Origin of the sequence: Streptomyces sp. NPDC086766 (assembly GCF_044746005.1) — a bacterium.
Lineage (GTDB): Bacteria > Actinomycetota > Actinomycetes > Streptomycetales > Streptomycetaceae > Streptomyces.
In genome coordinates, this window is record NZ_JBIVBI010000004.1 from 136293 (window position 1) to 157163 (window position 20871).

General features: G+C 75.1%; 19 protein-coding genes. 8 read left to right on the forward strand and 11 right to left on the reverse strand.

Annotation, left to right across the window (positions count from 1 at the left end; all coding sequences use genetic code 11):
• Positions 1-50: 50 nt before the first annotated feature.
• From ACIPM1_RS09080 to ACIPM1_RS09090, 3 genes are all read right to left on the reverse strand, one after another.
• Positions 51-1694, reverse strand: a complete 1644-nt coding sequence (locus ACIPM1_RS09080; protein WP_402431031.1) for an RICIN domain-containing protein — start codon at positions 1692-1694, stop codon at positions 51-53.
• Positions 1695-2125: 431 nt separating this feature from the next.
• Positions 2126-2503, reverse strand: coding sequence for a toxin Doc (locus tag ACIPM1_RS09085; RefSeq protein ID WP_402431034.1), 378 nt, complete (start codon positions 2501-2503; stop codon positions 2126-2128).
• A gap of 3 nt (positions 2504-2506) precedes the next feature.
• On the reverse strand, positions 2507-2752 hold the full coding sequence (locus tag ACIPM1_RS09090; protein ID WP_402431037.1) for a hypothetical protein: 246 nt from the start codon (positions 2750-2752) through the stop codon (positions 2507-2509).
• Between the two features lie 317 nt (positions 2753-3069).
• On the opposite strand from ACIPM1_RS09090, the gene ACIPM1_RS09095 reads away from it, so the two are divergent.
• Positions 3070-5445, forward strand: a complete 2376-nt coding sequence (locus tag ACIPM1_RS09095) for a SpoIIE family protein phosphatase (protein WP_402431040.1) — start codon at positions 3070-3072, stop codon at positions 5443-5445.
• A 24-nt stretch (positions 5446-5469) separates the two neighbouring features.
• Here the strand turns inward: ACIPM1_RS09095 and ACIPM1_RS09100 are convergent, their stop codons facing one another.
• Positions 5470-6057, reverse strand: a complete 588-nt coding sequence (locus ACIPM1_RS09100) for an RNA polymerase sigma factor (RefSeq protein WP_402431043.1) — start codon at positions 6055-6057, stop codon at positions 5470-5472.
• Between the two features lie 9 nt (positions 6058-6066).
• Between ACIPM1_RS09100 and ACIPM1_RS09105 the strand changes: the two genes are divergently transcribed.
• The gene (locus ACIPM1_RS09105) at positions 6067-7560 is read left to right on the forward strand and encodes a serine/threonine-protein kinase (protein WP_402431046.1); all 1494 of its coding nucleotides are present in this window, start codon (positions 6067-6069) and stop codon (positions 7558-7560) included.
• 190 nt (positions 7561-7750) lie between these two features.
• On the opposite strand, the gene ACIPM1_RS09110 is transcribed toward ACIPM1_RS09105, so the two are convergent.
• Genes ACIPM1_RS09110 through ACIPM1_RS09120 form a run of 3 tightly spaced genes read right to left on the reverse strand, consistent with a single transcriptional unit; the run spans position 7751 to position 9780 of the window.
• Positions 7751-7873: a hypothetical protein gene (locus ACIPM1_RS09110; RefSeq protein WP_402431049.1), complete on the reverse strand. Its 123-nt coding sequence runs from the start codon at positions 7871-7873 to the stop codon at positions 7751-7753.
• A 51-nt stretch (positions 7874-7924) separates the two neighbouring features.
• On the reverse strand, positions 7925-9106 hold the full coding sequence (locus tag ACIPM1_RS09115) for a cysteine desulfurase family protein (RefSeq protein WP_402431052.1): 1182 nt from the start codon (positions 9104-9106) through the stop codon (positions 7925-7927).
• Positions 9103-9780: an ArsR/SmtB family transcription factor gene (locus ACIPM1_RS09120; RefSeq protein WP_402431055.1), complete on the reverse strand. Its 678-nt coding sequence runs from the start codon at positions 9778-9780 to the stop codon at positions 9103-9105. Before ACIPM1_RS09120 ends, ACIPM1_RS09115 begins: the two co-directional genes overlap by 4 nt.
• 346 nt (positions 9781-10126) lie before the next feature.
• On the opposite strand from ACIPM1_RS09120, the gene ACIPM1_RS09125 reads away from it, so the two are divergent.
• From ACIPM1_RS09125 to ACIPM1_RS09145, 5 genes are all read left to right on the forward strand, one after another.
• On the forward strand, positions 10127-10387 hold the full coding sequence (locus ACIPM1_RS09125; RefSeq protein ID WP_402431058.1) for a rhodanese-like domain-containing protein: 261 nt from the start codon (positions 10127-10129) through the stop codon (positions 10385-10387).
• Positions 10384-11667, forward strand: coding sequence for an MFS transporter (locus ACIPM1_RS09130; protein ID WP_402431061.1), 1284 nt, complete (start codon positions 10384-10386; stop codon positions 11665-11667). The genes ACIPM1_RS09125 and ACIPM1_RS09130 overlap by 4 nt, the downstream gene beginning before the upstream one ends.
• Positions 11668-12099: 432 nt before the next feature.
• Complete coding sequence (locus ACIPM1_RS09135; RefSeq protein WP_402431064.1) at positions 12100-12819, forward strand: DUF4232 domain-containing protein; 720 nt, start codon at positions 12100-12102, stop codon at positions 12817-12819.
• 138 nt (positions 12820-12957) lie between these two features.
• Complete coding sequence (locus tag ACIPM1_RS09140; RefSeq protein ID WP_402431841.1) at positions 12958-14208, forward strand: arsenic transporter; 1251 nt, start codon at positions 12958-12960, stop codon at positions 14206-14208.
• 24 nt (positions 14209-14232) lie between these two features.
• Positions 14233-14751, forward strand: a complete 519-nt coding sequence (locus ACIPM1_RS09145; RefSeq protein ID WP_402431066.1) for a universal stress protein — start codon at positions 14233-14235, stop codon at positions 14749-14751.
• A 6-nt stretch (positions 14752-14757) separates the two neighbouring features.
• Here the strand turns inward: ACIPM1_RS09145 and ACIPM1_RS09150 are convergent, their stop codons facing one another.
• On the reverse strand, positions 14758-17070 hold the full coding sequence (locus ACIPM1_RS09150) for an RICIN domain-containing protein (protein ID WP_402431069.1): 2313 nt from the start codon (positions 17068-17070) through the stop codon (positions 14758-14760).
• 504 nt (positions 17071-17574) lie between these two features.
• Between ACIPM1_RS09150 and ACIPM1_RS09155 the strand changes: the two genes are divergently transcribed.
• The gene (locus ACIPM1_RS09155; protein WP_402431072.1) at positions 17575-18432 is read left to right on the forward strand and encodes a hypothetical protein; all 858 of its coding nucleotides are present in this window, start codon (positions 17575-17577) and stop codon (positions 18430-18432) included.
• A gap of 33 nt (positions 18433-18465) precedes the next feature.
• On the opposite strand, the gene ACIPM1_RS09160 is transcribed toward ACIPM1_RS09155, so the two are convergent.
• From ACIPM1_RS09160 to ACIPM1_RS09170, 3 genes are all read right to left on the reverse strand, one after another.
• Positions 18466-19008: a flavoprotein gene (locus ACIPM1_RS09160; RefSeq protein WP_402431075.1), complete on the reverse strand. Its 543-nt coding sequence runs from the start codon at positions 19006-19008 to the stop codon at positions 18466-18468.
• Positions 19009-19189: 181 nt separating this feature from the next.
• Positions 19190-19378 carry a ferredoxin gene (locus ACIPM1_RS09165; RefSeq protein ID WP_392191749.1) on the reverse strand — a complete coding sequence of 63 codons (189 nt, stop codon included), beginning with the start codon at positions 19376-19378 and terminating at the stop codon, positions 19190-19192.
• A 12-nt stretch (positions 19379-19390) separates the two neighbouring features.
• On the reverse strand, positions 19391-20587 hold the full coding sequence (locus ACIPM1_RS09170) for a cytochrome P450 (RefSeq protein WP_402431079.1): 1197 nt from the start codon (positions 20585-20587) through the stop codon (positions 19391-19393).
• Between the last annotated feature and the right edge of the window lie 284 nt (positions 20588-20871).

Here is a 20871-nt window from a genome sequence, read left to right on the forward strand (position 1 = left end):
CCGGGTTCCGCGTGGCCGCCTCCCCCGATGCGGGAGGCGGCCACGGCCGTTCACGCGTTGGTGCGGGAGAGTCCCACCGGGTGGGCGGACGGCGCGCCCGTGCCCGCGATCGACAGCGAACCGGGGCTCGCCGACGGCGAGTCGGTCAGCCAGCGCTGGTCGTCGGAGCCGTCGCGGACCTTGACGACGATGTCGGCGCCCGGGGTGCGGGTGGTGGGGGCGAGCGCGAGCCGCTCGTCCCACCGGGCGAGCAACTCGCCCCGCACGGTGAGGTCGTAGCGCACGTCGGGGCCGCGCCGCGCGTCCGCGTCCGCGCAGGTGCCGAGGATGACGACACCGGCGTCCGCGTGCGAGTCCAGGCACAGGCCGGGATCGGCGAAGCTGCGCAGCAGCCCGTCGTTCTCCAGCGACCACAGCTGGGTCCACGCCGGGGAGCACGGGGCGAGTCGGACGTCCGCCCCGGCCTTCGGCTCGCCCCGGATGTCGAGGCACAGGCCGGCGGCGGCGTCGCGCAGCCGCGTCTGCCGGGTGGCGGTGGGCAGCCCCGCCGTGCCGGGCCGCCCCGGGGAGCCGGCGGTCGGCGCCGGGGAGCCGGGGCCGGGTGCCGTACGCCGTGCGCCGGTCACCCCCGGGGCCGGGGTGCCGCCGTCGTCGTGCGACCACAGGCTGACGCCGAGCACGGTGGCCAGCAGTCCGGCCGAGGCCAGCCCGACGCCGGTGCGCAGCGCCCGGGACGACCGCCGACCGGGGGGCAGGAACCGCGCGGCGGCCGGGAAGCGGGACAGCACCCGATGGCGGCCGGCGCCGGGCGGCCGGCCGGCGCCGTGCCGGGCGGCGCCCCTGGACCGCGCCCGGTGCGGGGTCCGGCCGGGGCGGGAGTCCAGATAGCGGCGGGCGCCCCAGCCGAGCACCGCCTCGGCGAGCAGGGCGCCCGTCCCGCGCTCCACCTGGCCGAGCTGTTCCGCCCCGTCCCGGCAGTAGCGGCACTCGGCCAAGTGCCGCTGGACGTCCGGGAGCAGGGCGCCGCCGCGCCGGATCGGCACGTCCAGCAGGCGGTTGTAGAAGCGGCAGTCGTCGGTCGGCGCGAGTTCCCGGTGGGCGCGGACACAGCCCTCGCGGAACTGCTCCCGCGCCTGCTCCAGGGCGAACGAGGCGGTGTCGTCGTCCATCCCGAGCAGGGCGGCCGGGGCGGCGAGCGGCTCGGCCTCCACCTCGGTGTGCCACAGCAGGCAGCGGGCGACCGCGGGGAGGTTCTCGAAGGAGCGCTGGGCGAGCCGGCGGTTCTCCGGCGTCAGGGACACGGCCGCGCGCATACCGCGTCCGCCGGCGGGTTTGCGCAGTGCGGGCAGCACCTCGGACACGCGGTCCTCGGCGGCCCACCGCCGCACGGTGTCGCGGACGCCGAGCAGCAGCCGGGGGCGCAGCGCCGTGCCCGGTTCGCCCAGCGTCAGCCGGTCCAGAGCGTGGTGGAAGGCGGCCGAGGTGACCATGGCGGCGATCGGCGCGGAGGAGGCGAGGCAGATGACGGCGTAGTCGTGGACGGGCTGCCAGTGGCGGGCGATCAGCAGGGCGACGCAGTGCGCGACCTCGTCGTCCGTGCTGCCTCTGAGCCGGGCGGCGAGGGACTCGTCGGATTCCTCGGGGACCCCGCCCGGCGGCGGGTAGGGAGGAAGCGGGGGGTGGGGGGTGGGCACGGAGCGGATTCCTTTGGTGCGTAACCAGGAGGTGTGGGCGCGAGGGGCAGGGCTCCGCCCGGCGGCGAATCGGCTCGAATGCCCCAACTGTCGCTGCGGAAAAGGCCGTTGCCCCCCACAAGGTGGCTCACCCTTCCACACCGGGACGACGGCCAACAAGGCGCCCGGGGCGACATCCGCCTCTTTGACGGAAAGTCGGGACACAGCGCGTCCCTTGTCCCGGGCGCCGACTCGCGCCTCGGGAGTGCGCCCCGTGTGAAACCCGCGCACGCGCCGGCGCGTCACGCACGCTCCCGGGCCGCCCGTCCGAGGAGTCCACTGGAGCCGGCCCCTCGGATCAGGCCCGGCGCGGAACGGCGGCTCTCCCGCGCGCGAAGGCCGCCGACCGTGTTCCTCCCGCCCTCGGTCGGCGGCCCCCGGGGGACGCCGTGTCAGATCTGCCAGGAGCGCAACCGGTCGGCGGCGCCATAGACGTCGGACTTCCCGGACATCAGGTCGCGTGCGAGGTCGACGAGGGCGCCGTAGGGCGGGTCGATGCCCACTCCGCTGACGAACATGTACGCCACCGCCGTCGCGCAGGCGAAGCGGGCGTTGGCCGAGGGCAGCGGTTTGAGCAGGGCGAGGGTGTGCAGGAGCGCGGCGGCCCGCCAGGCGGGGTCGGAGTCCACGCCGAGGCGGGGCGGGTCGACACGGTGGCGGGCCACGGCGGCCACCAGTGCCGAGAAGTCGTTCACCGTGGGCTGGTCGGGCAGGACTTCCTCATGGCGCTGAAGCAGCCAGGGCACGTCGATATGGATGACGGGAGTCATCGGTCAGGCGGCCCGCCCCTCGCCGCTGCTGGGCTGCTCGTCCTCGGGAAAGGCGGCCGCGAACTCCTCGGCGTGGGCCGCGAAGAACCTACGGAACGCCTCGGCGCCCTCCTGCAGGGCCCGGTGCCGGGCTATGTCGGCAGCCGCCGCCTCGCGTACGAGCGCCTTCATCGACGTACCGCGTTCCTTGGCGATCTGCCGCAGATCCTCCAGCTCGCGGTCGCTGAACTCCACATTCAGGGCTGGCATGACGTCACGGTACCGCGAGGCTGTTCGGCCGTAAATATCCGCTGGTCACAGCCGTGGAGGGATGGTACCGGGGGCTGGCTGGAGACCTGCTCCGGCCGGGCCCGGGAGGGGCGGGGCCGATCCCGGCGGGAGGCGGCGCGGGCCGGGCCGCGCCGCCTCCCGCCAGAGGACGCCGACGTCGGTCGCGCCCGGACGCCGGCGTCCCGGCAGCCTCGCGACGGCAGTGGATCGCCGCTCGCGCGGGGGCGGGAAAGCACTACGCTGGAACGCAAGGGACGCGCCTGTTTACCGTGAGTGTGCGCGATGGAGTGGCGACGATGAGCCCGGTGCATCCGTTCGACGAGGCCGTCACCGCTCGGGCCGTCGTCGACGAGAGCGGCGTCGTCGTCGAGTGGAACGAGGGCGCGCAGCGTCTGCTGGGCCGGCCTCCGGAGGAGGTCGTGGGCAGGCCGGCCGCAAAGCTGCTGGCCGACGGCCCGCCCGCCGCGCCGCCCGAGGGCCGCCGCTGGAACGGCACGCTCACCCTGCGGCACGGCGACGGGCGCCCCGTGTCCGTCTGGGTCCTCGCCCACCACCGGCCGCCGGAGGACGGCGGCGACTGGCTGCTCGTCACACCTCTGCCGGGCGGCGGACCGCCGGACGCGGACGACACGCTCTCCCGGGCCGGACTCCTGGACTCCCCCTGCGCCCTCTCCGTCTACGACGAGCGGCTGCGCCTGCACTCCATGAACGCCGCCATGGCCGAGGTGATCGGGCTGCCCCGGGAGCGGCTGCGCGGGCTGCGCGCCCCCGAGATCGGGGGCCGGCCGGAGAGCGAGGACATCGAACGCAACCTGCAGCACGTGCTCGCCACCGGCCGCGGGCACGACGTACGGACGTACCTGCCGATGAGGGGCGACAGCCCGACGAACGCGTGGCTCGCCCGGATGTCCCCGATCACCGACGCGACCGGGCGGGTGCGCGGGGTGTGCGTCGCCGTCCACGACTTCACCGAGCAGTACCTGGCGCAGGAACGGCTGCAACTGGTGAACCACGCGAGCGTCCGTATCGGCACCACGCTCGACGTCACCCGCACGGCGCAGGAGCTCGCCGACGTCTGCGTCCCGGCGCTCGCCGACTTCGTCAGCGTCGACCTGCTGGACCCTCCGGAGTCCGGCGGGGAGATCCCCACCGGGCCGCTCGCCGTGCCGGTCGGCCTGCGCCGCGCCGCCCACCGGTCCGTGACTCCGGGCAGCCCGGAGGCCGTGGCGCGGCCCGGCCAGCTGGAGACCTACCCCCTCATGTCGCCCCAGGGCGCCTCCCTGCTGGCCGGCCACGCGGTGGTGGTGTCGAAGGGCGCGGGCGACCTGGAGAAGTGGCTGTCCTGGGACCCGGTGCGCAGCCGGCGGGTGGAGGAGTACGGCATCCACTCCACGATGTCGGTGCCGATCCAGGCCCGCGGTGTCACCCTAGGGGTCGCCGTGTTCACCCGGTTCCGGCGTCCGGACCCGTTCCGGCCCGAGGACGTCCTGCTGGCCGAGGAGGTGACGGCCCGCGCGGCCGTCTGCGTCGACAACGCCCGCCGCTACAGCCGGCAGCGCGAGACCGCCCTCGCCCTGCAGCGCAGCCTGCTGCCCCGCACCCTGCCGCGCACGGCCGCCGTCGACGCGGCGTCCCGCTATCTCCCGGCGGCGCGGGCGGGGGTCGGCGGCGACTGGTTCGACGTGATCCCGCTGTCCGGGATGCGGGTCGCCATGGTCGTCGGGGACGTCATCGGGCACGGGGTGCAGGCGTCGGCGACCATGGGCCGGCTGCGCACCGCCGTACGCACGCTCGCCGACATCGACCTGGCCCCGGACGAGCTGCTCACCCACCTCGACGACCTGGTCGGCCGGACGACCGCCGAGGCGGGCGACGAGGACCGCCCCGGCGAGGTCGGCGCCACCTGCCTGTACGCGGTGTACGACCCGGTGTCGCGCCGCTGTGCGCTCGCCCGCGCGGGACACCCGTCGCCGGTGATGATCCCGCCCGACGGGCCGCCCCGGCCGCTGGAGCTGCCGGAGGGCCCGGCGCTGGGCCTGGGCGGACTGCCGTTCGAGTCGGCGGAGTTCGAGCTGCGGGAGGGCACCCTGCTCTCCTTCTACACCGACGGGCTGGTCGAGAGCGGCGGCCGGGACGCCGAGGCGGGCCGGCGGGCACTGTGCACGGCGCTGGGCGCGCCGTCCGGTTCCCTGGACGAGACCTGCGACCGGGTGCTGCACGCGCTGCTGCCGCCGGGCGGCTCCTCGGACGACGTGGCCCTGCTGCTCGCCCGGACCAGGGGCCTGGCGCCGTCCGAGGTGGCGACCTGGCTGATCCCGGCCGACCCCGCCCTGGTCGCCCCGATCCGCCGGCAGGCCGTCGAGCAGCTCGGTGTATGGGACCTGAGCGAGGCGGTGTTCACCACCGAGCTGGTGGTGAGCGAGCTGGTCACCAACGCCATCCGGTACGGCACCCCGCCGATCCGGCTGCGGCTGATCCACGACGACGACCGCATCATCTGCGAGGTGTCCGACACCAGCCACACCGCCCCGCACCTGCGGCGCGCCAAGACCTGGGACGAGGGCGGGCGCGGTCTGCTCCTGGTCGCCCGGCTGACCCGGCGCTGGGGCAGCAGGCACACCGCCGAGGGCAAGACCATCTGGGCGGAGCTGTCCCCCCTCGACGAGGACTGAGCCGCGCGGAGTGCGCGTGCACGGTCAGGAGGCGTCCTTCAGCCAGGGCCTGACCTGGCGTCGGGCCTCGTGCAGCCGCGACTTGAACGTGCCGAGCGGAATGCCGATCCGCTCGGCGGCCTCGGCGTACTCCAGCCGGCAGATGTCCCGGTACACCAGCGGCCCCACCAGATGCGGATGCTCCCGCTCCAGCCGGTCCAGCGCCTCCAGCAGGTCGACCCGGGACCCGGCGATCACGCTCGTGGTGCGCGGGTCGGCCTGCTGCGCGGGCTCGACGGCGGCGGGCTGCTCGGCGGCCCGGCGCCTGAGCTCGCGGTACTTCTGCCGGCAGCAGTTCGCGACGACCGTGTGGAGCCAGGTGCCGAAGCGGCTGCGGCCCTCGAAACCGGTGATCTTCCGCGCGATCTGCAGCAGGACGTCCTGCGCCGCCTCCTCCGCGTCCTCGCGGCAGGGCAGGAAGCGCCCGCAGCGCCGCAGCACTTCGGGGCGCACCTCCCGCAGCAGCTCCTCCAGCGCGGCCCCGTCGCCCGCGGCGGCCCGGCGGGCGAGGTCTTCGGTCAGCGCCGCGTTCAGCACGACGGGTCTCCCTCGGAGTCGATCTCGGGCGGGCATGATAGTGCCATGCAGTCCCTCGAGCGGATCGGCCGCTACAGGCTCGAACGGCGCCTGGGCACCGGCGCCTTCGGCACGGTGTGGCTCGCCCACGACGATGCGCTCGAGGCCCCGGTGGCCGTCAAGGTCCTCGCCGAGAACTGGGCGCACCGGCTCGACATCCGCGAACGGTTCCTGGCCGAGGCACGGTTGCTGCGCAGGGCCGGCTCGGACCGGGTGGTGCAGGTCTACGACATCGGTGAACTGCCCGACGGCAGGCCGTACTTCGTCATGGAGTACGCCGACGCCGGCACCCTCGCCGAACGGGCCGCCGCCGGGCCCCTCCCCGTCCGCGAGGCGCTGGTGCTGACCGCCCTGGCCGCCCGCTGCGCCCACGCCCTGCACGAGGCGGGCATCGTGCACCGGGACGTCAAGCCGAGCAACATCCTGCTGCGCACGGCCCCGGACGGCAGCCGGCGGGTGCTGCTCGCCGACCTCGGGCTGGCCAAGAGCCTGGCGCAGGCGTCGGGTCTGACCCAGGCCGCGGGTTCGGCCGGGTACCGGCCGCCGGAGCAGGCCGAGCCGGGCGCCGGCATCGACGCGCGCGCCGACGTCTACGGCCTGGGCGCGGTCGGCTACCGGCTCCTCACCGGCGCGGTCCCCGGCGCCCCCGGCAGGGTCGAGCCACCGGAGCGGCTGCGGCCGGGCCTGGACGCCGCTGTCGGGCAGGCCGTCCTGCGCGCCCTGGAACCGGACCGCGAACGACGCTGGCCCACCGCAATGGCGTTCGCGCAGAAGCTGGAGGAGCTGGCGGAGCTGCCCGAGCCGAGGGAGCGCCCGGCAGGGGTGAAGGAGGCGGAGGAGCCGGACCAGGCGGCCGGGGCGGAGGAGGCGGAAAACTCGGGTCAGGCGGTCGGGACGGCCGAGTCGGCGCCCTCGGCCGCCGGTCCCCGCCGGCGCCGGGAGGCGGTGATCGCGCTCGCCGCCGTGGCCGCCGCGCTTGCCGTGGTCGCCGCCGCCGTGGTCATGTTCGCCCTGACGATCCGGCCGCCCGCGGCACCGCACGACGTACGGGTGCGGGACGCCACCGGCCGGATCACGGTTCAGGTGCCGGCCGCCTGGGCGGGCCAACTGCGGGACTCCGGCTGGGATCCGGCGGCGCTCGGGCTGCGCGCCGGACACGAGCCCGGGCTCGCCGTCGCCGACGACCTGGCGCGGTGGCAGGACGCCGGGTCTCCCGTGGACGGCGTGTTCGTCGGCCTGAGCCGGAGCGGCGACGTCACGGCCCGGGTCGGCGCCCTGTCCCACCGCGGCTGCCACTACGACGGCGACCGCGCCTGGGCGGGCGGGCACTGGCACGGCCGGATCCGCCGGTGGAGCCGCTGCGGCGACGGGGGCGGCATCACGGAGGGCGCGCTCGTCCCGGCCGACGGGGCGGTACGGCCCCAGGTGTACGTGCAGATCCGCCGCCACGACGGCGCCGACCCGACCGACCGCGTACTCCGCTCCCTCCGAGTCACCTGACGTCCACGGGATCCGGGTGCGAGCAGTCGCGGTACCGAAGGTTCCGCTGGGATTGGTCTTGCCGGGAGGTGGCCCGGGTCAGGGAGGGAGCTGGAAGGTCCCGCGGGTTCCGGGGTTCACGGGGGTGCTCATCGGCGGTACGGGGTGGCGGCGACGGCGGGCAGGAGGGCGACGGCGGGTGCGGTACTGGTCATTTCTCCTCCGGAGCAGGAGCGCGGGCGTGGTGGCGCACCGGCCCGGCCCAGCTCAGGGCGTCCGTGGGCCTGTGCGCGCCGGGGTCGTTCGTCGGCGGAGGCCCGGTCGTGTCGGTCATGCCCCTCCTGCTCGTCGCCGGATTCCTCCGCGTCGGACCGGCTGGGCCCGGTCACCGCGAGGCAGCCGCCTGGATGAGGGCCGTCGCCGCCGTCTCGATGTCCGCCGACGTGGTCCAGCGGCCCAGGGAGAGCCGCAGCGCGCCGAGCGCGCGGGCCGGGTCGACGCCCATGGCGGCAAGAACGGGTGAGGGGGTGTGGGTCCCGCTGTGGCAGGCCGATCCGGTGGAGGCCGCGATCCGGCGGGCGACGGCGAGGACGTCGTGGCCGAGCACGCCGTCGATGCTGATGTTCAGCGTGTTCGGCAGGCGGTTGTTCTCCGGGCCGTTGAGGTGGACGCGGCCGGGCAGCCCGTCGGTGAGCCGCCGGTGGAGGTCGTCGCGCAGCGCGGCGGTGCGGGCCGGGGCGCCGTCGGCGAGGTCGGCCTCGGCGATCCGGGCCGCGGTGCCGAGGGCGACGGCCAGGGCGACGTTCTCGGTGCCGGCCCGCAGCCCGCGCTCCTGGCCGCCGCCGTACACGACCGGCTCCAGCTCCACGCCGTCGCGCACGTAGAGGGCGGCGGCGCCCTTCGGCGCGTACACCTTGTGCCCCACGACCGTGAGCAGGTCCACGCCCAGGGCTTTCACGTCGAGCGGGATCTTCCCCACCGCCTGGGCGGCGTCGCAGTGAAAGAGCGCCCCGTGCTCGTGGGCGAGGGAGGCGAGTTCGGCGACCGGCTGGAGGGTGCCGGTCTCGTTGTTCGCGGCCATCACCGACACCACCACCGTGTCCTGGGCGAGGGCCGCGGCCAGGCCGGAGGGGTCGACGAGTCCGTCGCGGTCCACGGGCAGGACGGTCACCCGCGCGCCGTGCAGGCGCTCCAGCGCGCGGCAGGTTTCCAGGACGGCCGGGTGCTCGGTGGCCTGTGTGATCACATGCGGGCGGGGGCGTCCGGAGGCCAGGACGGCGCCGCGCAGCGCGAGCAGGTCCGCCTCGGAGCCGGAGGCCGTGAGGACGACCTCGTCCGCGTGCGCGCCGATCAGACCGGCGACCCGGGTGCGGGCCGCGGCCAGCGCCCGTCGAGGCGTCTCGCCGTAGGGGTGGCCGCTGGAGGGGTTGCCGAAGAAGTCCGTCAGGTACGGGGCCATCGCCTCGGCTACGCGCGGGTCGACGGGGGTGGTGGCGTTGTAGTCCAGGTAGACCGGTCCGCCGGCCGGCCCCGGGTGCGGCGGGAGGTCGCCGCCCGGGCCCCTCACGTCAGATCCGAGGCGTCGACGGGCAGCGCCGACAGGCGCCACTCCAGCATGCCGTCGTCGAGGCGGATCGCCCGGCGGCCGCGGTCGGTCAGCAGCCGGACCGCGTCGTAGGCCAGGACGCAGTACTCGCCGCGGCAGTACACGACGATCTCGGTGTCCTCCGGCAGCTCGTCGATCCGGCCGGCCAGCTCCTCGACCGGGATGGAGATCGCCCCGGGGATGTGCCCGGCCCGGTACTCCTCGACCGGTCGGACGTCGAGTACGACGACGTCGCCGGCAGCGATCCTCACCCGCAGCTCCTCACGGCTGACCTCGGCCGCGGTGTCCTCGCCGAGGTAGGCGTCACGGGCCGCGGGTACGGCGGCCTGATGCCTCTCGGCGACCTTGCGCAGCAGCGCGAACAGCTGAGCGACGTCGTCGCCGGCGAGCCGGTAGTGGATGCGCACGCCCTCGCGGCGGGTGGCGACGAAGCCGGCCTGCTTGAGGGACTGCAGATGCGCCGACGCGGTGGTCAGGTTCAGCCCGGCCGTCTTCGCCAAGGCGTCGACGGTGCGCTCGCCCTGGGCCAGCAGGTCCAGCAGCTCCAGGCGCTTTCCGCTGGCCAACGCCTTGCCGCTGGCCGCGAACGCGTCGTACAGCCGCGCCTTCGTCCCGTTCTTCGTGTCCTCCGACATGACATCCTCCATAAATCCATGGATTATTGTAGTTGAGCCCGGAGGGTGTGACCACACACTCCCTCCTCCCGAGATCTTGGAGGACGCCGTGGGCTTCGCGGAGGATCACCTCATACCGCTCGCCGACGAAGGGCTGGGCAACAGTGCCTACCTGCTCGACCTCGGCGACGGCCGCGCCCGGACCAGGACCCGAGCGAGATCGTCTGGCAGGCGTACAAAATCGGGTACGAGCGGCTGTTCGGCCGTCTCGACGGCGGTATGCCCGCCTGGACCGCCGCCGGCCACCCGCCGGCCACCCGCCGCCTTCGTCACCGCCGGCCGGACGGACGGTCGCCCCTACGCCGACGTGCGGCAGCAGTCGGAGTTCACCGCCGGACACGTCCCCGGCGCGGTCAACATCGAACTCGGCGGTCTCGTCGACGCCGCCTCCGACGCCCCGCACCGCCCCGTGGTTGCCTGCGGTCACGGCGAACGCGCCATGACCGCCGCCAGCCTCCTGGAGCGCGCCGGCCACACCGATGTCGCCGTCCTCGACGGCGGACCGGCCGACTACGCCGCCGCCGAGGGCCTGCGTCTCGTCCAGGGCACGGAGGACACCCGCTCGTGAACGCCACCCGAACGACCACCTCACCGACCGACGCGACCAAGCGTCCTGTACAACTCGGACTCCGGGAGAACTGGCTGCAGTTCACCCTGCTGGTCATCGTCAACGTCTGCGTCGGCGGCCTGGTCGGGCTGGAGCGCACCACCGTGCCGCTCATCGGCTCCGAGACGTTCGGCCTGACCAGCGATCTGGCGGTGTTCTCCTTCATCATCGCCTTCGGCCTCACCAAGGCGCTGACGAACCTGGCCGCCGGGGCACTGACCGCCCGGTTCCGTCGCAAGCAGCTGCTGGTGGCCGGCTGGCTGATCGGCGTCCCCGTTCCCTTCGCCCTCGCCTGGGCCCCCTCGTGGGGCTGGATCGTCGCAGCGAACGTCCTGCTCGGCCTGAACCAGGGCCTGACCTGGTCGATGACGGTCAACATGAAGATCGACCTCGTCGGTCCGGCGCGCCGCGGGCTGGCCACCGGCCTGAACGAAGCCGCCGGCTACACCGCGGTCGGCGTCACCGCTCTGCTCACCGGCTATCTCGCCACCGGCTACGGCCTGCGCCCGGTCCCTGAGCTCATCGGCGTCGTCTTCGTCGCCGCCGGGCTCGCCCTGGCTCTCGTCGTCCGCGACACCGCCGCCCACGTGGCTCTCGAACTCGCCCACCACACCGCCCCGCTGCCCACCGACGAGGACACCGGTCTGAAGGCCACGTTCACCCGCACCTCCTGGCACAACCGCTCCCTGCGCGGCGCCAGCCAGGCGGGGCTGATCAACAACCTCAACGACGGCCTCACCTGGGGCGTCTTCCCCCTGCTCTTCACCGACCACGGGCTCGGGATCGCGGCTGTCGGGCTGATCAAGGGCCTCTACCCCATCCTGTGGGGGCTCGGGCAGATCTCCACCGGTCACCTCGCCGACCGCATCGGCCGCAAACCGCTCATCGTCTACGGCATGCTCGTCCAAGCCGGCGGCTTCGTCCTCGCCCTCGCCCTGCTGGGGCGGCCCCTGCTCGCGGGCGTCCTGTCCGCTGTCGCCCTCGGCCTGGGCACCGCCATGGTCTACCCGGCGCTCATCGCGTCCATCTCCGACCACGCTCACCCCGCCTGGCGCGCCAACGCGCTCGGGACCTACCGGTTCTGGCGGGACATCGGCTACGCCGCCGGCGCCCTCGTCGCCGGCGTCCTCGCCGATGCCCTCGGCCTGAACGCCACCGTCCTCGCCGCCGCCGTCCTCACCGCCGCCTCCGGCCTCCTCGCCGCCCGCTGGATCACCGAGCACCGGCCCGGCGCCCGCTGAACCGGCCGCCCCGTCCGCCCCCGGCTGCTGCGGGGCAGACGCCGGGCGACCCGCCACAGCCGCCGGGGGGGCTCGCCCTCCTGGCGGGCCTGCGCACCGTCCAGCCCCCGACGGACCTCGCCGGGCGGGGCATGCTGCCCGGGACGCGGGAGGGGGCGGTGATGGGCGCGGCGCCACAACTGCGCGGGCTGCCGCGCGGCCGCCCCAGCCGACGTGCCACGACCGTGATCCGTCTCAGCGGCACTTTCCGTACCGCGCCCACTCACCCTCGGGATCACCCGTCCGCGGACGGGAGAACCCGGCCATGTTCGGGAAAAATCACGGCGAACCGCGAACCTTTCGCGCGGTCCCGGCATCGGACACTCATGACGGCGCACGAGGCGCCGGACGCACGCGGCGGACGCGTGCGGCGAACCTCCAGGAGTGTGGAACATGGCGCACACGTCCCCGACTCACCACCGGGCGGTGCTGCTCGCGAGCGCGGCCGCCGTGCTGGGCCTGTTGACCGCCTGCGGCAACGACGGCGGCGCGACGGGCTCTCCGCGGAAGGTGTCGGGCACCGCCGCGCCCGCGACCGGCGCCCCGACGACCGCCACGACACCCACCGGCGGCACCGAGGCCAGCGGCGGCACCGGCACGGGCAGGACGGCCACCGCCGCGGCCACCGGCCCTTCCGCCGCCCGGACGGGCGCGGGGAAGAGCGCCGGCACCGGCAAGGCCACCGCCGCCGCGAGCACCCGCTGTCACACCTCCGAACTGCGGGCGTCGGTGGGCCGCAACAACCCGGGCGCCGGTCAGGAGAACTTCCCGATCGTCCTCACCAACGCCTCCGGCCGGACCTGCACCCTGCACGGCTACCCCGGGGCCGCCTTCGTGGACGCCGCCGGAGGGCAGCTCGGCCCGGACCCCAAGCGCTCGGAAGGCAGCCCCACGACGGTCACCCTGAAGCCGGGCCGCAGCGCCTGGGCGGGACTGAGCTTCTCCAACCCCGAGATCAGCGGGGCGAGGACGGCGACGCCCGCCGCGCTGATCGTCACCCCGCCGGACGAGCGCGACCACCTCACCGTCACCTGGACGGGAGGCCGGGTGCCGGTCGGCGGCAACGCCTCCTCGGTGTTCCTGACGGTCCTCAGCCCGGGGACGGGCGCCTGACCCCGCACCCCTCGGCCCGGGGACGGGCGCCTGACCCCGCATCCCCCGGCCCGGGGACGGGCGCCTGAGGGCGCCTCTCCCCCGCTCGTTTGCTTTGATGGGGCGCGCACCACTTGATCGCGTCCGGAGGACCGAGTCCTGAACACCCCGCTCGCCGAGGGCCTGTCCGTCGTCCTGCTCGTCGCCGTGCTCGCCTGGGCCGTCGTCCGCCCCTTCGGCCTGCCCGAGGCGGTCATGGCGGTCCCGGCCGCCGGCATCGCCGTCGCCACCGGCGCGATCTCCCTGGACCACGCCCGCGAGGAGGCCGAGCGGCTGGGGCCCGTGGTGGGGTTCCTGGCCGCCGTCCTGGTGCTGGCCCACTTCTGCGACGTGGAGGGGCTGTTCCAGGCGTGCGGGGCGTGGATGGCCCGCTGGGCGGGGGGCCGCCCGGTGCGGCTGCTGACGGCGGCGTTCGCACTGGCCTCGGCGATCACCGCCGTGCTCAGCCTGGACGCGACGATCGTGCTGCTGACGCCGGTGGTGTTCGCCACGGCCGCGCGCACCGGCGTACGCCCCAAACCGCACGTGTACGCCTGCACGCATCTGTCGAACACGGCATCGCTGCTGCTGCCGGTCTCCAACCTGACCAACCTGCTGGCGTTCGCCGCGAGCGGACTGAGCTTCACCCGGTTCGCGGCGCTGATGGCGCTTCCGTGGCTGGTCGCGATCGGTGCCGAGTACGCCGTCTTCCGCCGCTTCTTCGTCCGCGACCTGGCGGCCGCGGCGCCCCCGGGCCGTAGTGCCGGGCGGCCGGAGCTTCCCCTGTTCGCGCTCGTCACGGTGGCGTGCACGCTCGCGGGGTTCGTGGTGACCTCCGCGTTCGGCGTCGAGCCGGCGTGGGCGGCGCTGGCAGGGGCGCTCGTCCTCGCGGTACGGGCGCTGCTGCGGCGGAAGGCGACCCCGTTGACGGTGGTGCGGGCCGCGGCGCCGTCCTTCCTGGCGTTCGTGCTGGCGCTCGGCGTCGTCGTGCGCGCGGTGGTCGACAACGGGCTCGCCGGCGCGCTCGGGCACGTACTGCCCGACGGCACGGGGCTGCCCGCGCTGCTCGGCATCGCCGCGCTGGCCGCCGTGCTGGCCAACCTGATCAACAATCTGCCCGCCGTGCTGGTGCTGCTGCCGCTGACGGTCCCGGCGGGTCCCGGCGCCGTGCTCGCCGTGCTGCTCGGGGTGAACATCGGCCCGAACCTCACCTACGCGGGCTCGCTGGCGACGCTGCTGTGGCGGCGGATCGTGCACCAGCACGAACACGGCGTCGACCTGAGGGAGTTCACCCGGCTCGGTCTGCTGGCCGTGCCCGCCGCCCTCGTTCCCGCCGTGGTGGCACTGTGGGGTTCGCTGCTCGTTCTGTGAGGCTGACCGGAGGAGGCCGAACTGATGCGCGTGATCGTCTGGCTCGTCGAGGGCACCTGGCCCGCCTGCGTGGACGCCGTGCGCACCCATGCGCCGGACGCGTCCGACGTGGTGCTGCTGCATGTGAGCGGTCCGGAGGTGGCCGACGTGGCGCACGGCGCGTTCGCCGGGCTGCTCGGCCGCGGCCATCCCCGGGGGCACACCCCGGCCGGGAGCTGGGGCAGCGATCCGGGCGACCGGCTGACGGACCTCGGCGGCACGTCGGCGGCCGAGCTGATGGACGCGGCCGCCGCCCGGCTCGGCGGGCCGTGCGCCCGGATGGAGCGGACCGGACGGGTCGAACGCGAGGTGGTGGCGGCGGCCGAGGGCGCCGATCTGCTGGTGCTGGCCCGCGACGGCGACCGGGCCAGGCTCGGCCCGCACAGCCTGGGACCGGCCGCGCGGTTCGTCGTCGACCACGCGCCGTGCCCGGTGCTGCTGGTGTGGCCGGAGGCCGCGCCCGGCCTGGCCACCCTGCCTCCGCCGCCGCCCCACCACCACTGAGGCCGCTCAGCGGCCCCCGTAGCCGCCGTAGCCGCCGTAGCCGCCGTAGCCGCCGTCGTACCCGGAGCCGCCGTCGTATCCGTACCCGGAGCCGTGTCCGTAGCCGTGCCCACGGTCGTTGCGGCCGTCGCCCTGGCAACGGTAGCCGTACGGGGAGCAGCCGGCGGGCGTGGGCTGCCCGGCCGGCCCGGTCGGCGCGGCGGACGGAGCCGGTACGGCCGACGGCTTACCCGACGCCGAGCGCCCGGGGGTGGCCCCGGTGGAGGGGCTGCCGGCCGCGTCCCAGTCGACCGCCGCCATCTGCAGGTCGGGCTGCGAGGTGTCGATCACCCAGCGCTGGACCTCGCTGTCCGCGCGGGTCTTGAGCACGAGGGAGCCCGCGCCGTCGGTGGCGGCGGGCGTCAGCGCCAGGTCCTGGTCGAACCGCGGGACGAGCAGGCCGTGCGGGGTGAAGTCGTAGCGGACGTCCTTGGCGCCCGGCCGGCCGGCTTCCGTGCAGGGGGCCAACTGGACCGAGTAGCCGAGGTGGGAGTCCAGGCACAGGCCGGGGGCGGCGGCGCTGCGCAGCAACCCGTCCCTCTCGTAGATCCATTGCTGGCCCGGCGTGGAGGAACAGGTCGCCAGCTCGGCCTCCGCTCCCTTGACCGCCTTCTTGCCGACCAGGCCTACGCACAGCCCGGACGCCACGTTGTGCAGCCGTCCGCGCAGGGTGGTCTGCCCGGCCCGGTCGGCCCCGGCCCACGAGGGCCCGGCGGTCGGGGTGTCGGAGGGGGAGCCGGGGGTGTCGGAGGGCCTGGCGTCCGTGCCCGGGGCGCCGCCGTCGCCGGAGCCGAGGGCGGACCACAGGACGAGCGGCAGGACGACCAGGCCGCTCACGGTGGCCACGGCGACGGTGAGGTTGCGCCGGCGGGCGGCGCGCCGGGCCGCCCGGTGGGCCGAACGGCGGCCTGCGGTCCGGGGTCCGGCAGCCGTCGCGGAAGACGCCGAGGGCACGGACACCTCGGCGGCCCCGGCCGCCGTCCCCGCCCCGCGGCGCGGTGCGACGGGCCGCCGGGACGGGCGGCCCGCGGTCCTGGGCGACGGCGCGCGTCCGCCGCCGGCGGACGCCGCGGGAGACGCGGAAGCGAAGGCCTCGGCGCCGTCGGCCGCACCCGAGAGCACGGGCCCGAAGACCCCGCCACCGCCGAACCCCGCGTGCGAACCGACCCCCAAGTCCTGGCGCCCGCCCGACCTTGCGGACGAACCCGTCCCCAAGTCCCCACCGCCGCCGCCTGCTACGGACGACGCGGCCCCCAAGTCCCCACCGCTGCCGGGCCCTACGAGCGACGCGGCCCCGAAGTCCTCACCGCCCACAGGGACGCCCCTGGGCGCGGACCCGAAAGCCCCGCCGGCGGCGGGTGCGGTCGGGGACGAGGGCAGGAAGGTCTCGGCTCCGCCCGGGGTCTCGGCCGGGTCCGGTCCCCTCTCTGTGCCCGGCGTCTCCTCGAGGGCGCCCAGGCGGGACGCGCGATAGGCCCGGGCGCCCCAGCCGAGCACTCCCTCGGCCAGCGCGCCGCCGAGGTCGGCGTTGAACCGGCCCAGCTGGTCGGCGGTGTGACGGCAGTGCGTGCAGCCGGCGAGGTGCCGCGCGAGGTCGGGGTCCATGGCGACGCCGCCGCGCCGGTAGGTGACGTCGAGCAGCCGGAAGTAGCGCAGACAGTCCTGTTCGGGGGCGAGTTCGCGGTGGACCTGGAGGCACTCCTCGCGCAGCCGCTCCCGGGCCCGCCGCAGTTCGATGCGCGCCCCCTCCTCGTCGAGGCCGGGCAGCCGGGCCGGCGCCGCGAGCGGCTCGGCCTCCACCTCGGTGTGCCAGAGGAGCGCGCGGGCCGCCTCGGGCAGCCGCTGGAACGCCTGGGAGAGCAGGCGCCGGTCGGTCGGCGGCAGCAGCCGCGCGGCGATCCGCTCGCCCTCGCCGGCCGCGGCCCTGAGTTCGGGGTGGAGCATCTCCAGCCGGTGGTCGGCGGCCCACTCGGCCGCTATCCGGCGTACGGTGACCAGCAGTTGGGGCCGCCACGCGGCGGCCGGACCGGACTGCCGCAGGGTCTGCCCGAACAGGCGGGTGAAGGCCGCGGTGGTGAGCATCCCGGCGGGATGCGGGCCGTCGGTGCACAGCCGGGCGTAGGCGCAGGCCGCTTCCCAGTGCCGGTCCAGCAGTTGGCCCACGGGACTGACGGCCGGGGTGCCGCCCGTCCACTTCCGCAGTTCGGCGCTCAGTTCCTCGTCCGTGGTCGCGGGCCGGCCGGAACGCTGGCGGGAATTCGGCAGGCCAGGGTCGTTCACGGCTGAATTCCTCCACACACCGCGGAATGTGTCCGTACCAACGGGTACCAAGTGGGACGTCGGCATCTCGAATGAGCGCCGCGCGGACCGGTAAACCCATTGCCCGCGCGCCGACAGGGCACACCTTTGCACAGGTCAGCGCGGCGTAACAAGTGATCGCGCCGTTTTTCGGACGACCCACCCGGAGCCACCTTATTGACGTCTTGTCAATTCAGAGAAGGAAAGTGATTCCCAATCGATCAATACGGCATTTCCTGTATCGAGAACCGATCGGCTCGCGGTGTGTGCCGGAAGTTCGCGCCCCGGAGGTCCGTGGACGCCGGCGGCGTGCGGGCTGTGGGACGCGGCCGGGACCGGGCAGGTCCGACCGGGTCACCGGCGCTCCGGCGGTTGCTGCCCACAGGTGACCGCGCGGCGTGGGAACGGCCGGACGCCCGCCCCGGTCCCGCATCCTCGGCCCAGGAGACCGGCGCGGGGCCGGTCCTGGCCGTGCGGGAGGACCACGTGCCGACACGTCCGACGACCCTCAGAACGCTCATCAGCACGGCCGCGCTTCCCCTTGCCCTGGTGTCGCCCGCGTGGGGCCGGACGAGTGCGCCCGCCGCGCCCGCCGACGACGCCCCGGCGACCCTGTGCGCCCCGGCGGGCGTCCTGCGCGGCCCCGACCACCAGTGGGCCGCGGTCAGCCTCTGCGCGGGCAGCGGCACCCCGATGATGGCGGTCTCGGCGCCGGCGGCCTGCGGGTATCCCGCGACCAAGGCCCGTTACGCCTGCCGTACTTCGGGCACCTGGACCGCCGCCAGGAACGGGGTCACGGTGGCCTCCGGCACCCTGCCGGGCTCCGGCGAGTACCCCGGCCCGGGTACGTACGAGATCACGGCCCGCGTGCGCGCTCGCTCCGCTCCCGCGGCGGTGGACCTCACCGGCACCGTGCACACCACGCTCACCCTGACCGCGCCCAAGCCGAAGCCCACGCACCGCATCGTGACCGACCGCACCACGCTGCGGAGGAACTCCATCACCACGGTGACGTACACGGTGTCCCGCGACAGCGACGCGGGCGACGGCAACGCCCGCCTCGGACTGATCGCGCGGGAGGGTTCGGGCGCGCGGATCGCCACCGACGACCCCCGCTGCGTCAACCCGCTGGTCGGCCGCTACCCGGCGAGGACCCGGCTGCCGCACGCCCTCGACTGCTCCCTGACGGACCTTCAGCCGGGGCACCCCGACACCGTGCGGGTCCGGGTGACGCTCGGCTCCGCCTGCTCCACGGTCGTGTCGAAGCTGGGCTACTGGATGCCGAGGGGCCAGGACCTCTACACGGGCGGGATGCTGGCGGGCCCCACGATCGACTGCGTCTAGACCCGCGACCAGGGCGTCGTCGACCGGCCAGGATCAGCGGCGGTCGAGCAGCTCCAGCGCCCGCGCCCAGCCGAACTCCGGCCTCCCGCCGCCCGCCACGGGCTCGCCGGAGTACGGCTCTCCGAACCGGACGCCCATGGCCCGCAGGCGCCGCAGGCTCTCCTGGTAGGCGGGGTGGGCGGCCAGGGCGTCGGCCACGCACGGCAGGACGGCGACCGGGACGCCGAGCCCCGCGGCCTCGCACAGGGTGGCCAGGGCGAGGGTGTCGGCGATGCCGGCCGCCCACTTGTTGACGGTGTTGAAGGTGGCGGGGGCGACGGCCACCGCGTCGGGCGGCGGGAAGGGGCGGGGGTCGCCCGGGGTGCGCCAGGCGGAGCGGATGCGCCGGCCGGTCCGGGCCTGGACCGCCTCCGTGTCGAAGAAGCCGCCCATGGCGACCGGAGTGGCGATGACGCCGACCTCCCAGTCGCGCTTCTGCGCGGCCGCGATCAGCTCGCCGACGTCCGCGGCGACGCCCGCGCCGCAGACGACGACGTAGAGGAAGGGTTTCTCGGCCCGCTCGGCCCGCTCGGTCATCCGGGAACCCTACTGAACCGGGCCGCGGAGCACCTCACCGGACGGCCGCGCGAGGACCGCCCCCGGCACGCAGACGACGGACGGCGGGAGCGGGCGGAGGCGTTGTGGACGGCGGGCCGCGGACCGCACCCGGTCGCCGTGCCGCCCGGCCGCCCGCCGGACGGTCGGGCCGGTCCGCCGCTCAGGACACCGTGATCGCCCCGACGGGGCAGGCCCGGGCGGCTTCCCGGACCATCGGGTCCCCGCTCGCGTCGTCCCGGCCGGGCACCAGGGTGCTGAAGCCGTCGTCGTCCTGGGTGAACACGCCCGGGGCCGCCAGGGCGCACTGACCGGCGCCGATGCAGCGGTCCTTGTCGATGTCGATGTGCATGACGGCAGCCTCTTACCAGGTCACGGGGAGTTCCAGCATCCCCTGGATCGTGTCGCCGGGTTTGAACGGGATCCGGTCCGGCGGGGCGGCCAGGCGGAGGGTGGGCAGCCGGTCGAGGAGGGTGCTCAGGGCGATCTCCAGTTCGGCGCGGGCGAGGTTCTGGCCGAGGCACTGGTGGATGCCGAAGCCGAACGCGACGTGGTGGCGGGCCGGGCGGTGCCAGTCCAGGCTGTCCGGAGCGGGGTAGACGTCCTCGTCGCGGTTGATGACGGAGGTGGAGAAGACCACGCCGTCCCCGGCACGGATCGTCGTACCCGCCGCCTCGACGTCCTCGACGGCCACCCGCAGCAGGCCGTCGGCGATGGAGAGCATCCGCATCAGTTCCTCGACCGCGGCGGGCAGCAGCGCGGGGTCGGCGCGCAGTTCCGCCAGCCGCTCGGGGTGCCGCAGCAGCGTGTAGGTGCCGAGGGAGATCATGTTGGCGGTCGTCTCGTGGCCGGCGACCAGAAGGATGACGGCCATCGAGATCAGCTCGTCGCGGTCCGGGGCGCCCTCCCGCACCTGCTCCCGGACGAGTTCGTCCAGCAGTCCGTCACCGGGGTCCTTGAGCTTGCTGTCGAGCAGCGCGCCCAGGTAGGTCTCCAGGTGCTCGCGCGCGTCCTGCGTGTCGGCGGCGGAGGGGCCGCGCAGCAGGCGGCGCGACTGCTCCTCGAAGAACTCGTGGTCGGCGTAGGGCACGCCGAGCAGCTCGCAGATCACCATGGAGGGCACCGGCAGCGCGAAGGCGCTCACCAGTTCCGCGGGCGGCCCCTGGGCGATCATCGCGTCCAGCAGGCCGTCCACGATCCGCTGGATGCGGGGCCTGAGCGCGGTGGCGCGCTTGAGCGTGAAGCTGGAGATCATCATCCGCCGCTGGGTGCGGTGCTCGGGGTCGTCGACGCCCAGCAGCGCGACCTTGCGGTCGCGGGCCGCGGCGAAGCGGGGCGTGACGGTGGGGAAGCCGGCCCGGGTGCGGTCCGTGGACAGGCGCGGGTCGGCCAGCAACTCGCGGGCGAGGGCGTGCCCGGTGACGAGCCAGGCCGGGCGGCTGTCGTAGAGGGCGATGCGGGTGAGCGGGCGGGCGGTGCGCAGCGGGTCGTAGCCGGTGGGCGGGTGGTAGGGGCAGGTGCGGTCCTGGGGGAAGGCGACGGGTTCCGACAGTTCCGTCATGAAGACCTCGCAGACGATGAGTGCGTCGTGCCGATCTTCATTAGATGCCCGAGGCATCCAACGCACGACATGAAGTTCGGCCAGATCGGCGACCCGCGGGATCTGGCCGGGATGCGCTTCCGTCCTCCGCGGGATCCGGCCGGGGCCCGGTTCCGTCCCTCCGCGTAATTCGGTTGCGGTGGCGCGGCCCCGGACCGCAGGATCCGGCCATGTCCACGAGTGCCGTGTTCCCGCTGCCGCCGTTTGCCGCCCGCTGCCCGGCGGCGCGCCGACAGCAGCCCGGC

Excerpts from the sequence above, each read along its gene's own strand:
- ACIPM1_RS09085 (WP_402431034.1), bottom strand. The coding sequence starts at position 2,503 with ATGACTCCCGTCATCCATATCGACGTGCCCTGGCTGCTTCAGCGCCAT.
- ACIPM1_RS09090 (WP_402431037.1), bottom strand. The coding sequence starts at position 2,752 with ATGCCAGCCCTGAATGTGGAGTTCAGCGACCGCGAGCTGGAGGATCTG.
- ACIPM1_RS09095 (WP_402431040.1), top strand. The coding sequence starts at position 3,070 with ATGAGCCCGGTGCATCCGTTCGACGAGGCCGTCACCGCTCGGGCCGTC.
- ACIPM1_RS09100 (WP_402431043.1), bottom strand. The coding sequence starts at position 6,057 with ATGCCCGCCCGAGATCGACTCCGAGGGAGACCCGTCGTGCTGAACGCG.
- ACIPM1_RS09105 (WP_402431046.1), top strand. The coding sequence starts at position 6,067 with ATGCAGTCCCTCGAGCGGATCGGCCGCTACAGGCTCGAACGGCGCCTG.
- ACIPM1_RS09110 (WP_402431049.1), bottom strand. The coding sequence starts at position 7,873 with ATGACCGACACGACCGGGCCTCCGCCGACGAACGACCCCGGCGCGCAC.
- ACIPM1_RS09120 (WP_402431055.1), bottom strand. The coding sequence starts at position 9,780 with ATGTCGGAGGACACGAAGAACGGGACGAAGGCGCGGCTGTACGACGCG.
- ACIPM1_RS09135 (WP_402431064.1), top strand. The coding sequence starts at position 12,100 with ATGGCGCACACGTCCCCGACTCACCACCGGGCGGTGCTGCTCGCGAGC.
- ACIPM1_RS09145 (WP_402431066.1), top strand. The coding sequence starts at position 14,233 with ATGCGCGTGATCGTCTGGCTCGTCGAGGGCACCTGGCCCGCCTGCGTG.
- ACIPM1_RS09160 (WP_402431075.1), bottom strand. The coding sequence starts at position 19,008 with ATGACCGAGCGGGCCGAGCGGGCCGAGAAACCCTTCCTCTACGTCGTC.
- ACIPM1_RS09165 (WP_392191749.1), bottom strand. The coding sequence starts at position 19,378 with ATGCACATCGACATCGACAAGGACCGCTGCATCGGCGCCGGTCAGTGC.
- ACIPM1_RS09170 (WP_402431079.1), bottom strand. The coding sequence starts at position 20,587 with ATGACGGAACTGTCGGAACCCGTCGCCTTCCCCCAGGACCGCACCTGC.